The 15,683-nt window shown below is 56.8% G+C and carries 15 protein-coding genes; 3 read left to right on the top strand and 12 right to left on the bottom strand.

The window, feature by feature from the left end:
* Positions 1 to 150: 150 nt before the first annotated feature.
* A complete protein-coding gene (locus PUV47_RS18785) occupies positions 151 to 369 on the bottom strand; it encodes a DUF6500 family protein (protein WP_274220141.1) in 219 nt (72 codons plus the stop codon).
* Positions 370 to 1,109: 740 nt separating this feature from the next.
* Here PUV47_RS18785 and PUV47_RS18780 point away from each other — a divergent pair.
* Positions 1,110 to 1,256: an LA2681 family HEPN domain-containing protein gene (locus tag PUV47_RS18780; RefSeq protein WP_274220140.1), complete on the top strand. Its 147-nt coding sequence runs from the start codon at positions 1,110 to 1,112 to the stop codon at positions 1,254 to 1,256.
* Entirely contained in the window at positions 1,232 to 1,417 is a 186-nt protein-coding gene (locus PUV47_RS19910) for an LA2681 family HEPN domain-containing protein (RefSeq protein WP_425313793.1), read from the top strand. The genes PUV47_RS18780 and PUV47_RS19910 overlap by 25 nt, the downstream gene beginning before the upstream one ends.
* 37 nt (positions 1,418 to 1,454) lie before the next feature.
* On the opposite strand, the gene PUV47_RS18775 is transcribed toward PUV47_RS19910, so the two are convergent.
* From PUV47_RS18775 to PUV47_RS18750, 6 genes are all read right to left on the bottom strand, one after another.
* A complete protein-coding gene (locus tag PUV47_RS18775) occupies positions 1,455 to 2,543 on the bottom strand; it encodes an ABC transporter ATP-binding protein (protein WP_274220139.1) in 1,089 nt (362 codons plus the stop codon).
* Positions 2,544 to 2,555: 12 nt separating this feature from the next.
* Positions 2,556 to 3,842, bottom strand: coding sequence for an MGH1-like glycoside hydrolase domain-containing protein (locus tag PUV47_RS18770; protein WP_274220138.1), 1,287 nt, complete (start codon positions 3,840 to 3,842; stop codon positions 2,556 to 2,558).
* 36 nt (positions 3,843 to 3,878) lie between these two features.
* Complete coding sequence (locus tag PUV47_RS18765; RefSeq protein ID WP_274220137.1) at positions 3,879 to 5,108, bottom strand: carbohydrate ABC transporter permease; 1,230 nt, start codon at positions 5,106 to 5,108, stop codon at positions 3,879 to 3,881.
* Positions 5,105 to 6,436: a carbohydrate ABC transporter permease gene (locus PUV47_RS18760; protein ID WP_274220136.1), complete on the bottom strand. Its 1,332-nt coding sequence runs from the start codon at positions 6,434 to 6,436 to the stop codon at positions 5,105 to 5,107. The genes PUV47_RS18765 and PUV47_RS18760 overlap by 4 nt, the downstream gene beginning before the upstream one ends.
* Before the next feature lie 73 nt (positions 6,437 to 6,509).
* A complete protein-coding gene (locus PUV47_RS18755) occupies positions 6,510 to 7,859 on the bottom strand; it encodes an ABC transporter substrate-binding protein (protein WP_274220135.1) in 1,350 nt (449 codons plus the stop codon).
* A gap of 26 nt (positions 7,860 to 7,885) precedes the next feature.
* Positions 7,886 to 8,959 (bottom strand): LacI family DNA-binding transcriptional regulator, encoded by a 1,074-nt coding sequence (locus PUV47_RS18750; protein ID WP_274220134.1) that lies wholly within the window; start codon positions 8,957 to 8,959, stop codon positions 7,886 to 7,888.
* Positions 8,960 to 9,478: 519 nt separating this feature from the next.
* On the opposite strand from PUV47_RS18750, the gene PUV47_RS18745 reads away from it, so the two are divergent.
* Entirely contained in the window at positions 9,479 to 10,741 is a 1,263-nt protein-coding gene (locus PUV47_RS18745; RefSeq protein WP_274220133.1) for an alpha/beta hydrolase, read from the top strand.
* 22 nt (positions 10,742 to 10,763) lie between these two features.
* Here the strand turns inward: PUV47_RS18745 and PUV47_RS18740 are convergent, their stop codons facing one another.
* The 5 genes from PUV47_RS18740 to PUV47_RS18720 form a co-directional block, all read right to left on the bottom strand.
* Positions 10,764 to 12,140, bottom strand: a complete 1,377-nt coding sequence (locus PUV47_RS18740; RefSeq protein WP_274220132.1) for an MFS transporter — start codon at positions 12,138 to 12,140, stop codon at positions 10,764 to 10,766.
* Between the two features lie 87 nt (positions 12,141 to 12,227).
* Positions 12,228 to 12,677: a hypothetical protein gene (locus PUV47_RS18735; protein WP_274220131.1), complete on the bottom strand. Its 450-nt coding sequence runs from the start codon at positions 12,675 to 12,677 to the stop codon at positions 12,228 to 12,230.
* Positions 12,678 to 13,032: 355 nt separating this feature from the next.
* Positions 13,033 to 13,383, bottom strand: coding sequence for an Abi family protein (locus tag PUV47_RS18730; protein WP_274220130.1), 351 nt, complete (start codon positions 13,381 to 13,383; stop codon positions 13,033 to 13,035).
* A gap of 409 nt (positions 13,384 to 13,792) precedes the next feature.
* Positions 13,793 to 14,314, bottom strand: a complete 522-nt coding sequence (locus PUV47_RS18725; RefSeq protein WP_274220129.1) for a hypothetical protein — start codon at positions 14,312 to 14,314, stop codon at positions 13,793 to 13,795.
* 209 nt (positions 14,315 to 14,523) lie between these two features.
* A complete protein-coding gene (locus PUV47_RS18720) occupies positions 14,524 to 15,501 on the bottom strand; it encodes an SEL1-like repeat protein (RefSeq protein WP_274220128.1) in 978 nt (325 codons plus the stop codon).
* Positions 15,502 to 15,683 lie beyond the last annotated feature (182 nt).

The raw sequence follows: 15,683 nt of genomic DNA, 5'->3' as shown, positions 1-15,683 counted from the left end.
TTATTTTCAATGCTTGTCGCTGAGAACGACGCCTCCACGCCCACGCTCACGTCTTTTAATGTTATCTCAACATAACATTAAGCTCGTTAATGTTGCCATGAAGAAACGTCAATTGGGCTTGACACCGGCTGAGTGCAGAAGTGCCCTTGCTCAAACGCCAGAGCTGATCATATCTCGGATTTTCACGGCTTTTTCGAAGTGATCAAGCTCATGCGTTTTTATCCACCATTCCGCCGCTTCCATGAGAAGGTCCGGATCATCATTCCGATTGGCAAAAAATGCGTAGAATGAAAGGCCGACCGCTTCGCCCTTTTTGGCAATCTTTTCGTTGCAGACGGCAACGGCTTTGTCTCTCAATGTTTGTCTCATCGTGATTTCTACTTTTTATCTCGAGCTGTAATCATGAGAACATATAGTGAACTTGCAAGTGCAGCAATGCTAGTTCTACGATGGCAATGGGCTCTTTTGACACGTGAAACTTCATGGGTTTTCCGTGGCCCTCTGCCGCCACCTGTATTCGCCAGTGAGAATGACATATGCCCAGTAAAGGGGGGGGATGTGTGACAGGAGATAATCCGGTGCGTCCAACCCGGCCTTTTTGCGCGGTGCGACGGCGAAGCCGAGCTGCCGGTCGTGGGCCCGAAAGCCGCCCAAAAAGAACACTCGCCTGCCCTGCCCTGCACCAAGGACCTACCAAGTCCAAGCGGGATCGGACGGTTTAAGCTGAAAACCATAGGTCCCATTTGCGTGTATCACACACTCGGCATAAGGCCGACGCCTATCGCCACCATGCCCCTAACGCGCCGGGGATGGACGCCGTATGGCCGAGACTACAGGCTCGGTTCACGACAGCCCGCTCCCATTAATGGGGTGAACCTAAAACTCAAGAAGACCTTATTTCGGGCAGTATTTGGATTTGAAATCGCATTGCAATCAAAATTGGAATATTTGAGTATTTTCCGTCATCTAATTGCAGTCGCCAACTTTAATTAGATTGGCGCAATTGAAAAGCGCGACCTGACACCGAAGCAGACGGTATTGCTCCATTATTTCCGTTCTAATGCCTGGGCAAACAAACTTCGTGAAAACGGCAAAAAGCAAAGCTGGAATTGGGTTCGGGATTCGACACCGCGCATTTTTCCGACAAGGATGTCGCGCTCTACAACACACTAGACTATCCGTCCTATGCCCTGGCTGTTGAGAAGGTCCGACTTGCCTACCGAATGGAATATTGGCTGTTCGACAAGATCGCTTAGAAGGCTGTCCCGGCTATCACATCTCGCAAAATGAATTCGAGGTTAAGACCCTACGCGTTCTCAAACTGGCTCGCTCAGCGTTGATCTATCTGTCTCTAGCCGTTTATCGAGAGGAGCAGATGCGGCATACAGACGAACAAGGCCCCTTCCACCTTTTTTAGGGCTACCGGAGGCCTTGATTGTCGGTCATGGTCTGGCTCAAGCAGGCTCTGCAACCTTCAAGCGATCGTTGCGCAAAGCGCTGCCATTGGCGTCGAAAAAGTGCAGCAGGTTTTCATCGAACCGCAGTCCAATGCGCTCGCCCACCTTGGCGACCTTGAGACCGGACAGACGCACCAACAATGTGCCAAGCTCCCCCGCATCCACGTAAAGAAACTGGTCCGCGCCCAGATACTCCACCACGTCGATTGTGCCCGTCACGTGTCCCTCACCGACCGCACACACGTCAATATGCTCGGGCCGAATGCCAAGCTTCACCGGCGTTCCCTTGGCTAGATCAACCGGGTACGCCCCACGCCCCTGTCCCGGCAGTACGAACGTGCCGTCCTCGTAGCCAACCGGCATCACGTTCATTTTCGGCGATCCAATGAACTGGGCAACAAACAGGTTTTGCGGGCGTTCATAAAGCTCCCGAGAGGACCCCACCTGCTCGATGCGGCCCGCCTGCAACACCACAATCTTGTCGGCAAGCGTCATGGCCTCCACCTGATCATGTGTCACATAGATCATGGTGGCATCCAGTTGCTCGTGCAGTTTGGCGATTTCAAAACGCATCTCTACGCGCAACGCGGCGTCCAGATTGGACAGCGGCTCATCAAAGAGAAACGCGCTGGGTTCTCGAACGATGGATCGACCAATGGCCACCCGCTGACGCTGGCCGCCGGACAGCGCCTTGGGTCGTCGGTCGAGATGCTCTTCCAGTTTCAGAATGGCCGCCGCATCATTGACCTTGTTGTCGATTTCGGCCTTTGGCACGCCGGCCGTCTTCAGCGGGAACCCCATGTTCTCGCGCACCGTCATGTGCGGGTAAAGCGCATAGCTTTGAAACACCATAGCCAGCCCGCGGCCCGAGGGAGGCAGCGGCGTCACGTCCTTGCCGTCTATGAAGATGGAGCCTCGACTGGTTTCCTCCAGACCGGCAATCAGGCGCAGCAAGGTGGACTTGCCACAGCCAGACGGCCCAACAAAAATCACCAGTTCGCCGTCCTCGATCTCCAGATCAACCCCCTTGATCACCTGAAGATCGCCAAACCATTTCTCCACGTTGTTGAGGCGGATGGTACCCATGGTGCGTCCTCCTTACGCGGCTTGTTGGTGGCGGCTGGGAGACGCCCAGTTCAGCCAGATGGCAGAAGTCCAGGAAAAGGAGTTCCCACCCGCCCCTTGCCCGGAAATCGGGTCGAAGTATTCGGCAAAACCGCTTTTTTCGATCAGGGCAACCGTGTCCTTGCGAATGCGCTCTGCCCGCTCGGTCTCGTCAATCTCGGCAAAGCCGGTGGCGATCATGTAGTTCAAGATGCCCCAGACCGGTCCGCGCCAATACCGCATACTTTCAAAGGCCGGATGGTCCGGATCGTAGCTTGGTACGCCGTAGGTTACCTTGGACATCATGCGATCAAAGTGCGCCAGCGTAGGCTCCAGGTATCTGGCCTTGCAAATGCCGGCATAAGGAGCCAGGAAGGAGGCGCTGGAAACACCTTCACCGTGAACCCCGCTGCGCAGATCCAGCGTGGTAAAGGCACCCAGATCAGGGTTCCAGAGCAACTCAATGCCCTGTTCCGCGCGGGCAATCCACTCTTCAATTTCAGGCAGTGCCGCGGTTTCCCCCAGTGCGTGGGCGAGCGCCAGAAGGTCCCGATCCGCACGCAACTGAATGAATGTCACACCTGGATCAGCCACATAAAACGGCGCATCGCGCGCAATCTTTTCCGCATCCCAGTTGCACTCCCGGCCAAACTGAAGGATCGCCAGATAGCGGTCATAGTCCGTCTTGCGCGGCCGCATGTCCGCATTAACGAACGAGGTATCCTTGCGCACGTAGTCGCCAACACCGCTGGTGTCCACGCGGGCCGCCGGGCCATCCCAGTCCGGCAGGTTGTCTCGGCCGGACTCCCAAGGGTGCATCACGGCGATCACGCCCCGGCCATCAAAATCACGCGCGGTGTGATACCAGCGGTGCCACGCAAGCAGCTTGGGAAACACGACGCGCAGGCGCTCCACGGAAGTGGCGGATTGATCCTTTTCGAAAAGGAGACGCACCGTGCTGGCGGCCACAGGCGGCTGCGAATGCCCGGAAGACGGCAGTGCCCGGTTCTGCGTACCCCAAACGCTTGGTCCAGGGAAGTAGGTCGGGTCGTCCTTGCGAAACAGAATGTGTGGCACCATGCCGTCATCCCACTGGCCTTGCAGCAGTGTTTCGATCTCCTCCCAGCCCCGGTTGACGTCAAAGGTGGCAAACCCTTGCGCCACAAAGGCACTGTCCCAGTTCCACTGATAGGGATAAAGCCCCTTGGTTGGAATGGTGTAGCCACCCAGATCGTTGGCCTGCAGGATGTCGATGGCGATTTTGTCCAGATCAGCAGACATACTGTATCTCCATATTACATGTGGGCCCCAACGGTCTCAGCCTTTCACGCTGCCCGCCGTAAGCCCTTGAACCAAGAAGCGTTCGAACCAGAGAAAGATGACCAGAACCGGCAATGTGGCGATCACCGCGCCTGCCATCAGGTGTTGACGGGGAACCTCGGAGGAGTTCAGGGCCACAACCCCGCGCGACAGGGTGAAGATCTCCGGGTCGTCCAGAAACATGAAGGCGAACAAAAACTCGTTCCAAGCGATCATGAACACGTACAGTGAGACCGACGCCAGCGCGGGCAAGGACAGCGGCAGCGTAATCTTCAAGATCACGCCAATTCGGGACAGCCCATCCATCAGCCCCGCTTCCTCAAGCTCGGCGGGAAGACCCTTGAAGTAGCCCTGCAGCATGTAAAGCGCTACCGGAATGGTTGTCGCCGGATAGACGATCAACAGCCCCACTAGAGAATTGCGCAGGCCGAGCTGAGAGAACACGGCATACAGCGGGATCACCAACACGATGGCGGGCACCATGTAAATCAACAGTACAGAGCGGGAAAACCAGTCGCGCCCCGGAAACTTCAGCCGCGATACCGCATAGGCTCCTGGCACGGAAAACAGTAGCGTCAGGCATACCGTCGCCACAGACACGATGGCGGAGGTCAAAAGGTAGTCACCAAAATTGAACAGAGTAAACAGCTCGATGTAGGAGCGAAACAGCCCATAAAAACCGCCGGCAAAATCGATGGAAAGATCCAGCGGGTTGGCGAGCAACGATTGCTGGCTCTTCAAGCTGGTCATCACCATCACGTAAAACGGCAGGGCCACCATAATGGTGAACACCACAAAGCCGATGCCTTTGGCCACTCGCAGATACAGCATTTCGCGTTCGTAGCGGGTCAACTCACCCCTTGGCAGGCCATAGGTGGTGGCCCGGCAGCTCCAGACCACCGCCACCACAAACGCGGCAATGCCGCCAAGCTGCCATAGGGTCGAAACCTCCAGCGACAGCGTGAAGGGATGAGCGAAGGTCAACAGGATCAAAGTGAACAAACACACCAGCGGCGCGGCCGCCCTTTGGCCAAGAGACAGGTTTGGGGTTTGGAACCAGTAGGCAACCAGCCCGGTCAAGCCCCCCACAATGGCGGCCATGCTGACCTGAGGACTGGCCACATTACCGGTAATCAAAGTGAGCGTAACGCCAATGACCAACATGGCGATGGCACCCCAGATGGCCCCTGCAATAGCGGAAAGCGTAAAGCCGTTCAGCAGCCTCATAGTCCTTCCTCCTTGGCCGAAAACTTGATGAAAAGCGTTGCAAAGGTGACAAGGACAACAAACACCACTACGGCCACCGCCGCCCCAGCACCCAGATTGGATAGGGCAAAGCCCTGCTCATACACATCCACGGTCAGTGTGCGGGTTCCGGCATTGCCGCCGGTCAGCAGAAAGATGTCGTCGAACTTGTTGAAGGTCCAAATGAAACGCAGCAGGAACAGCACCGAGAGGATGCCCAAAAGCTGGGGCAGCGAAATCCACCGGAACTGCTGAAGCGGCGTGGCCCCGTCCATTTCGGCGGCCTCGTACATATCCGAGGAGATGGACTGCATCCGCGCCAGAATGAACAGGAATGACAGCGGGAAATAGCGCCACGCTTCAAACGCGATCACCGTGGACAGCGCCAGCGGAAACTCCAGCGGCAGGCCGAAGAGCGAAAACTCGATGGCGCGCTGACCGAAAAAGTTGATCGGCTCAGAAACCACGCCCATCTTGGTCAAAAGGGCATTGACGGTGCCGGAGAACGGATCAAGCAGCACCAACCAGGTAAACGCCACGGCGATCACCGGCGACACATAGGGAAACAGGAATAGCCCGCGCAAGAACCCGCGACCCTTGAAGGACGTGTTGAGCAACTGTGCGGCAAACAGGCCAAGCACCAGCGCCCCGGCCGTGCCAAACACGGTGTAGTAGAACGAAACCCGCAACACGCTCCAGAACTCGTCAGCATCAAAAATGCGCCTGAAGTTGTCCAACGTGAAATCGAGGTTAGTCAGCACATTGTCCGCTTCCCCTGTGTAAACAAGTTCTGTGTCCTTGATCTGGCTGCGGTACTCGGCAAAGGCGGCACCAGCCACGCCCTCAATATCCAGCCGTTCGCGCCATTTGCCGGGAATATCGCCCAGTGTGCAGCTCAAGCGCGTGCCATCTACCGAGCAGGCCTCAGGCCAGGCGGTGGGCTTGAAATCAGAGGGCAATGTGTCGGTAAATGACACCTCGAAAATGGAATAGTCCTGTGACGAATTACGCAAACGATATTGCAGGGTAACGGGATCGCCGGCGGCTTGCGGCTTGCCGCGCACGCGCTCATTGACCAGCAGCGTTGGTGCGCGCAGGTCGCCCAGTTCAACAGGCTTTACACTGATCCAGAAGTTGGCCAGCAACGGCCCCAGAACAATCAAGAAAATGATCAGGAACGTGGGCGCCAGCATAGAAAAGGCAAGCCGCGCCTCGCGCTTCTGCATGGGGCCGGTAGTCTGGGGAGGGGCTGCAGAGTTGGGAGCAGACATGGCTGCTCCATTGCCCGACGGTTCTGCGCTCACGCTCATAACCTTCGTTCTCCTGAGTTGTCGCTGACTGGCGGGCGATGCGCCCACTCAAGGGCGCATCCGGGCCGCTTCATCAGTCGACCTTGGCAAGTTCTTCGTTGATTTTCGCAACAGCGGTTGCCACGTCGATTTCGTCATCGATGAACTGGCGGGTATACCGGTTGATCACCTGCGAGTTGACAATCTTGGAGGCAAGGGCCAGCTGGCCGACGTCCACTCCCCAACGGCTCGCCGTGTCGAGACCGGTAGTGATCGCGGCAACGGTTTCTTCTGGATACAGCTCTGCGAGAGGCGCCTTGCGGTCAACTCCCACGGGCAACGTGGCCCAACCTTCCACGAACTCCTTCGGGTTTTCCGGGGTGCCCCGGCGAATGGGGAACTTGCCCTCCGGTGCGATGGACAGCGTGGTCATGTAGCCTTCATTCATGGAATACTCCACGAATTCCTGAGCTGCTTGCGTGTCTGCATCGTTGGTGATGCCGAAGTAGCGAATGTCCGCCCACGCGGCACCAGCCGGGTTGGACGGGCCGGAGAATGTGGTCACGACATCTGTTTTGGACGCCAGTTCGCCAGATGTCGGGTCGTCATTGATGGTGGGCGGGGCGCTGTCGCGCAGGCCGGCCAGTTCATCAAGAATAAAGGGCGACCAGATGATCATGGCTGCCTTGCCTGCGAAGTAAAGTTCGCGCGATTGCTTCCAGTACAGATCGCCCGGAGGAGACGCCTTGGCGATGGCCTTGTAAAACTCCAGTGCCTCAGTCAGCTTCTTCTCGTCAAAGCCGGTGAACCCTTCTTCACCAACCGGCGTTGCGCCATTGGCTAGCAGCACGTGCTCCAACACCTGGCTCATGAAGTTCTCGTCGATCTTGGTTGCAGCGACAAAGCCGAACTGCTCCGGCGGATTGTGCAGTTTTTCGATCGCTGCCAGAATGGCTTTGTAGGTGGTGGGCGCTTCAAGGCCGGCTGCATCAAACAGGTCCTTGCGATAAACGATCATCTGCGTCCACCCATCCACGGGCACAGCGGCGTAAATACCCTCAGAGGAGGCCATTTGCAGGGCGCCGGGCGCGAATGTCGAAGCGCCGAGCATGTCAATCACTTCTGATGCGGCTTCAATGTCCAGAATACCAGCTTCCGACCACGGCAGAACATATTGCAGCGGGTGGTAGATCACGTCCGGCAGGTCGCCAGCGGCGTAGGCCGCGGTTGCACGGGTGCCCAGATCCTTTTCGGTCACCGGAATGATCTCGACGGAAATGCCAGTTGCCTTCTCAAAATCAGCGGCAATCTGCGCCTGTTTTGCCAGGCGCTCCGGCTGTTCTTCCGTGGTCCAGAACCGCAGGTCCTCCGCCTGCACCGAGCTCATGCCCATTGCCATGAAACCGGCAAGTGTTCCCATTAATAGCTTCTGTTTCCTGAACATAACTTCCTCCCTTTACGTTACAGGATCTAAATTGCTTTTCTGATCTTCCCCGCAAGGTCTTGCGAGCTCAGACGGGGTGGCCCGTCCGAGTTACGCCGAACCATTGCGGCCGGGACCAGCCTTTGATGGTTTTGCGGATCATCGCCGCGCAAAATGGCGTCGAGGCTCCGCGCAATGTTTTTGCCCGCATCCTCCATATGCTGGGCAAAAGTGGTAAGCGGGGTGTCCAGATGAGCACCCACCGGCAAGGCGTCATACCCAATGACTGTCAGATCGACACCCACCTCAAGGCCCAGCTTTCGAGCGCAGTTGATGGCGCCAATGCCAAGTTCATCGGTCATGCATAACAGCGCTGTTGGCGGAGCTTCCTGCATCAACAGCGCCTTGGCAGCTTCTTCACCGCCCTGTTCACTCAGTTCGCTGGTGCAAGTCAGCTCCGGATCAAAAACCAAGCCGCAGTCTTCAAGACCAGCGCGGTAGCCTTCATCGCGCTGGCGCGCAAAGTTCCACTTCAATGAGCCCCCAATGAAACCGATACGCCGATGGCCCAACTCGAAGGCATGGGCAACGGCCTGATGCATCGCGCCCTCATTGTCGACATCAAACCAGGCGTGTTCGCTACACCTGCTGTCCCGACCGTGGGTGACAAATGGCACGCCGCGCTCCAGCAGATAATCCACCCGCGGGTCCTCATAGAGCGTCCGAGTGATGATGATGCCGTCCACCTTGCGTGCCGCAAGCATACGGCCATAGGCCGCCAGGGCATCCTCGGCCGTTGCGGCAGTAGACACCAGAAGGTCCTTGTCCAGTTTGCTGAAGGCGTAGGAAATACCGTTCAGAAATTCGGAGAGGAACGGATTGGTGGCATTTGCTCCGGCGATCGGCAGCACCATGCCGACCGTATCAACACGGCCCCGTTTCAGGTTTCGGGCGAGCGAACTGGGACGATAACCAAGCTCCTCAATGGCCTTGAGCACCTGTTGCCGGGTGGCCTCGGAAATATCGCTGTAGTTGTTCAGAACGCGGGACACCGTGCCCTTGGCTACGCCCACATGGCGCGCAACATCGGCAATGGTCACTGCTCGTGTCTCGGCTTTCACCCGCCTTCTCCCCGTCTACCTCCAAACGCTGCAGCTTTTTCCGCTTCATGCTGTTCGGATCTCCCAATAAAAGACTACAAAATCGGTTTTGGAAGTCAACAAAATCGGTTTCGGCGCGGTATTTTTGTTGTTTTCAGCATTTCTACGAAACAAGGTTTCGGTGCATGGAGAACAGGTTGCTTTGTTTAAAAAACCGCCCCTCATCTCCCGCAGAAACAGTCATAATGAAGGTGCGGCCCGCCCCTTGAAGGGGCAAACCCGATACAACTGAGTCGCTCAAGCCACGAACGGCGCAGGGCACATGCTCCTCTCCCGCTTGGGTTCAAGGGGCTCGATCCAGCCTGACCGCCCTATAAATCAGGCAAGGTCACTCCGCCTACAATCAGCGCTGCGGCTGCTTCTTTCGTCACATGGAAATCCGCCCGAACAGTTCTCTCAGCGTCTCCTTGGAGGCGGAAAACGCTTGATCAGCTGGCAAAATCCGGCGATCTTCACGTCAGACCGCAGGCCACTTGGAGAATGTCGGGCCTGAACGAACTGCACCTTTCAGAGGATGCATTTGCGCGGTCTGCCACCGGCAAGGAGCACGGCATGCAGGGAATCAAGAGCACTTTGTTTCTGTTTATTGTTGTTGGTGTTCTGGCGTTTTCTTCGCCTGGCCATGCAACTGGCGCCTGGACAGTGGAGAAGCTTCCGGATGCTCAGGGCCTATACCCGGGCGAGGAAATGCTGACCACCAACGGCATTGAGACACTGTCTTATTTCAAGAAAGGCGATCCGGACAAACCTCTGGTCGTTTTTGTGCCAGGCGGATTTCATCTGGCACGCGTCGCCTATGGCTATCCGGGCGGAAATGAGCGGGATTTTTTGGCCTACTGGCTTGCTCAAGAGGGCTATTCGTTCCTCGGCGCGTCCTATCCGACGGGCAACAAGGTCTATTCCAACGTCTATCCGGCGTTTTCGATCCGTGATTGGGGCAAGCAGGTTGCCGCAGTCGCCAAGCATTATTCCGATGAGAATGATCTTTCAGGCGAGATCATTGTGCTCGGCTGGAGTGCCGGCGGACAAATTGCACAATCAGTCTATGAGGCGTCTCAGGCGGCCGGCCTCGACATGAGCCTTTATGTGTCCATCGCCTCGACCCCGCCGATCCCGTTGCTTCTGGCCGCGCCCGGCGCAATATCCAAGGCGGAAAATGGGCTGTCTGCCGCACCGCAATTCTACGACCTGTTCAAGAAATATGTTCTGGCGCAGGACGCGATGAACGGCCATACGATCATGCCCTGGGACACGTTCGAGAGCCAGGTGCTGGGCGACATTCCAGTGGCGATGAATGCGATCATGATGGCATCGCGCTATGAGAATGGCGAGTTTGTCGAAGATCTGGATTGGTCCTTGGCCGACACCGGCGGGTTGAAAGTGACTGATTTTCCGTTCGTGGTGACAATCTCGGGAAACAAGGTTCTGGACAACGATCACGCGCTCACTGATCGCGGAAACTGGGGCATTTACCAGATCCAGCATCTTTACCGGAACATTGTGCTGCCGGTCCTGTCAAAGTCGGAGGATATTGATCCGGCGAACTGGCAAAGCCTGATGGACCGGATGAATTATGCGACTTCCGGGGCATTGAATGCGCGTGTTCCGGGAAACCATTTCTTCTGGTACGGCGAAGTCGGTGCACGTGAAACCGTTCAACAGCTCGACATGCTGCGTTTGCGGGCCGCCAATCTCATTTCCGATATAGAGGCGGCCGTCGCAACGGTCTCTGCCAAGCAGTGAGGCCAAACCTGCACCTGGCAGCCTAGGCCGCGCCGGGCTCCCTAGGCTGCGCCGGAGCCTCGGACAGTAAGAACATGGCGGTGGCAAATGCCGCCACCAGCAGCGCGGCACATACGCCAAACACGAAGGGGATGCTGAAACCGGCTGTCAGCATCGCACTTGAGGCGGCCACGCCGATGGTCGACCCGAGCAACCTGATGGTAACAACCGTTCCGCTCAGCTGGCCCTGCTCGTTGGCCGGTGCAGAGTTGACCGCGATCCGGCGCGAAGGTCCGGCGATGCACACCATCGCAATGCCCCAGGGGACCAGCGCGCCCGCAAACAGCCAATAGGACTTCAGCGGCATCAGGACAGCCAGGCAGACAGTGGCCAGCGCTCCCAGAACGGTTCCGGTTATCACGATCGGCCTCGAGCCGATCTTGTCGGCAAGCCGTCCGACTTGGGCAGAGATGAGGGGGATTGGTACCACGGCGAGGACCACCGCCAAGCCGGCCTGGGCTGCCGTGTAGCCCATTTCGGATTGCAGGAAGATCGGCAAAAAGACCGCCATCACGATCATGACGTATTGGCAGCACATGAAAACGAAGCAGGCCGATGTGAACGCGGGCACCCGAAACAGGTGGACGTCAATCAGGGGGTTGCGCTGGCGCAGTTCAAATCGGTCGAACAAGAACAAGCCTAGGAGGCCAGCGGCAGCACTCGCAAGCACGATGATGTTCAGCCACCCGAGGCTGGAGCCCTCCATCAGTGCAAACACGAGCCCGCACAAGCCGATGAGCATCAAGAGTCCGCCTACCCAGTCAAGACCTGTTTTTTCTGGCGGGTGGTCCGGTTCTTTCCAGACACTGTAGGCAATCGCCCCGGCAAGTGCGACAATGGGAATGTTCAGCCAGAAGACCCAGTTCCATGAGACGTAATGTGTGATAACGCCGCCGATGAGTGGACCGATGGCAAGGGATGTTGTTGCAATGGCGGCATAAATTCCGATGCCCAGACCACGCTTTTCCGGCGGGAACGCCATGTTGGCGCCGGCCTGTGACAAAGCAAACAACAGGGCCGCCCCGCCCCCTTGAAGCGCCCGCATGGCGATCAGCATGGGTCCGCTCTCGGCCAATCCCGCTAAAAGGCTTGCAAGGGCAAAAACAGTTCCGCCAGCAATCAGGACGGGCCGCAAGCCAAACAGGTCGACACACTTTCCACCCAGCGCGGCCAGGCAGGTCAAGGTGAGGAAATAGGCATTCACGATCCAGTGCGTCGTGCCATGAGACAGACCGAGGGCCGTCTGAATGGACGGGATCGCGACACCGAGCACGGTTTCGTCGAGCAAGACCAGGCCGGACAAAGTCCCCATGGAGCAGATGATCCACAAGCTCCGGTTTTCATCCGACAGAGGCTTCATGACCGTGTTTCCTGTTTGACGACCCGCTGGAGGCTAATGGGAAACCGCCCAAAACGAAACAGATGGAGCGGCGCTCGCTACACAGCCTCAAGCGCTGCGCTTGCCGGTTTCGGTCTGCCGCTGGACGGTGAGGCCCGTACCGGTTTGCGGCCGGGGCGCTGTTGTTTGGGTGCGGTTCGGATCGGACGTGCCGCGCAGCCGGGCGTTGCCGTCGGTCTCGGTGGTGAGCGCTTCATGATGCGCGGGCTGTGTGCTGGCCGGTGCGGCCTGGCTCCAGCTTCTCACCAGCATTTGCGCGGCCGACAAGCTGAGGCGGGCGTGCAGGCGCATCAAGCCGCGGATTTGCTCCAGTCCCATGCGGCTTCCGAGCCGGCGGACAAAGATGTTTCCGGCCACGGCTTCGCTGATATTGAGCGCCTTCAGAGCAATGGCCAGCGCATCGCCGCCCGGATCCTGACTGACCTCATTGGCCAGTGCCCGGGGCAGCCGGTTCATCTGGTTGCGGCAATTCGAGGTGGGTAAGAACTCTGCCGACATCAACCGCCAACTCGACCGGTTGGAATTTCTGCAACGGATTGCACTATCTCCCGCAATCCTGGACGATGTTCCTGCACACCGGGTCACACAATTTAGTCGCGAGGGCGAAAGGTACTTCACAGATGGGCTGCGAGACATCACGAGTGATCGCCGTTTGGCCATTCTTGCGATCTGTGTTGTGGAGTGGTCGGTCGCCATCGCTGACACCGTTGTCGAAACCCATGACCGGATCGTGGGATCGGTCGGTCTGGCGGGGAGGCACAGAAGATCTTCGACGCCCGTGTTGCCGAGGCGCAATCAAAGATTGCTGCAACCTTGGCCGGGTGCGAGACACTGGGTGCGACATTGTTATTGGCTAAAGGTGATGAAGTGGCAGTCGCTGGTGCTGTTGATGCGTCCTGTGGTTGGGCGTGCCGGAAAACCTCGTCGCAACGGCAGCATCCATGATGAGCAGGCGTAGACGGCGATCGAACACATAGCGGTCGAGAACCCTCTCAAATTCTGTTCCTGGGCGGAAATTGTCATGATCTGGACCATCATCGCGATACTGGAAGGGAAACCAATAACCCGAAAGCCGATAATAGCCAATGAAGCGCAGATAGTGCTCCGCCCGGGCACGGTCCTCTAGGATCATGCCGCGCTGCTCCAACAGGTTGAGCTGCGCATCGATATCAAGAGCTGGTTTTTGATAGGGTATTGTAGACAATAAAAAACCCACCTGTTGCGCCTCGTTGAGAGGCGTGGCGGGTCTGTTGGATCCTATGTGCCCAAGATGCTCAAAATGTCAATTAGTTGTGCGAGCCCAATGTGATGGTTCTGCCCGAAAATGAAGAGTGGATGAAATAGATCCCGATCCTCGCACAATTGCATGAGTACAATCAACGGCGATTTCTGCAACGCGGCTAGCGTACGACTGGCCTTGCCCTACTCCACCCCTCATGGTCAGGGTGTTGGCCCGGCCCTCAGCAACATCAGGGCGGTCTACCTCGTTCATCAAACGAGAATAGAGCAGAGCCTCGATAAGGCTTGAACCCCTAGGATCTTAGGGCGGTTGTGCCGATGCACCGTCTCGCGAGATTGGATGCAGGAACAAACTTACAGTTGGGAAACGTCGCTCAACCAGGTTCCTCACGCTCAATCTTTGCAGCACGTGCTCTCAGGTCGCCTTCTTCCTCATATTGAGCCATCGTGTCGCAAAACAGCTTTGCAAGTTCGCCTCCAAGCCGCTGCATGTCGGCGCGCCTTAGTAGTAGCGACTCTCCTTTAATTCGAATGCTCTGACCAGTTAAAACGTTCCCCTCATTCAACGGCGTGATATTGCGTGCATCACCGTGGGCGACGGCATTGCGGACCTCAACGAAAAAATCAAATGCCGACATTTCTGGAAAGCGCTTTACTTCCCATGGTTCATCACTGATCCGAACTCCCTGCAAGGCAATCCCAACTTCACGCGCCTGCACATTATTGGGGCCATTCTCGTCGTCCCGCGTACGTGCTCGTTGCATCACCCAGCATACGATAGTGGCGAAAAGCGCATAGGACTCGGTGGTCTCGTAGTCTTCTTTTGTGGTTCTCAGCATGTCACCAAGACGGCGAACAGTTTCATATTCGAAGGCGTGTTTCGGTATCTCTACCATTCTTCCCCCTGTCATGGGCCCGTATATCATTCCAGAGCCAACTTGGCGCGAAACTCTTTGCTCTCGGGCAGCACACTTGGACTGAGGCTTCAGTACCTGCTTTTTCTTGCCCTATTGAAACTTGAAGGCTGGCTCTAACTCTTTGCGGAACGGTTTGTTCAATGGACCATGCACCGTGGTCTTCACGGATCTCACATCGGGTTGGATCATCAACGCGCAGCTTCCCCCTTTGCTTCCATGTATTGAAAGGCCCAACGCCTGGCCTCTACATATTGTTCTTCGGTCAGAACCTGTCTCAATTTTCGAAGATGGTGGTCGGATCTGTGCGAGCCCCAAAAAGCGGCGATGGTGTACCACATGCAGGCCATTTGCAAATTTTGTTTGACGCCATCGCCATGCTCGTACATCACGCCGATGTTGTGCTTCGCTTTATAGTTTCCCTGTTCCGCGGCCTTCATGAACCATTCCATTGCTTTTTGAGGGTCGCGTGCCACCCCACCCCTGCCGAACAGATAGCCGGCACCGACTTGATACTGGCCTTCGTCAGACCCCCTTCGCGCAATTTTTAGGGCCCATCGGAATGCTGCACGCTCATCTTTCTCTACGCCGTTCCCATCCAGCAGCAAATTCATGAGGCGGACCTGCGCCTCATGGTGCCCCCTCCATGCTGCAAGGCGATAAAGCTGAAACGATTTTTCGCTATCCTGTAAAACGCCCCTGCCCCTGGCATAAAAAAACGCCGTCATCACTTGCGCCTCCAAATCCCCTTGCAAAGCCGCAGCCCGCATCCATTTTGCCGCGCGTGGAAAATTCTGGCGAACGCCCTTGCCTAGATAGTACATCTCACCGAGCGCGTATTGAGCCCCAACGTGACCTTGTTCTGCCGCCATTCGATACCACCTGAACGTGCGGACAGAGCTCTTAACGACCCCCTCGCCTTCAGCATACTTTTTAGCGAGCAAAACCTGGGCTTCAACCTGTCCTTGCCTGGCGGCCATTTTGTACCAATGCAAGGCATCCGCTTCGTGATGAACCTGTTCCTTCTGTTGTTCGAAGTATTGCGCCAGACGGAACGCAGCCTCCACATCCCCTGCTTGAGCTCGAAGATAGGTCTCAACAAAAGGTTCTGCTCGTGCCGAACCAACAAGGCTAGCAACAACGAGAACAAGGGGAATAAGAAATCGCATGGGCTGCTCGCTGGATAAATAACAGGATTATCCCGCAATGATAGCGCCTGACCAGACGCGCTACAACCTATTGGAGATCCGGCACCCAAATGCCGGCATGAAACGCAGACACACCTCCCTACCCGTTTGAACGCTCAACATCCGCGTTTCGTTCAAACCAACGCTGAACGCGTGCAATTTCA

The organism is Pseudovibrio exalbescens, from assembly GCF_028737195.1.
Lineage (GTDB): Bacteria > Pseudomonadota > Alphaproteobacteria > Rhizobiales > Stappiaceae > Pseudovibrio > Pseudovibrio zosterae.
The sequence above is the reverse complement of the archived record's forward strand: the minus strand, read 5'-3'. Positions and strand labels throughout refer to the sequence as shown.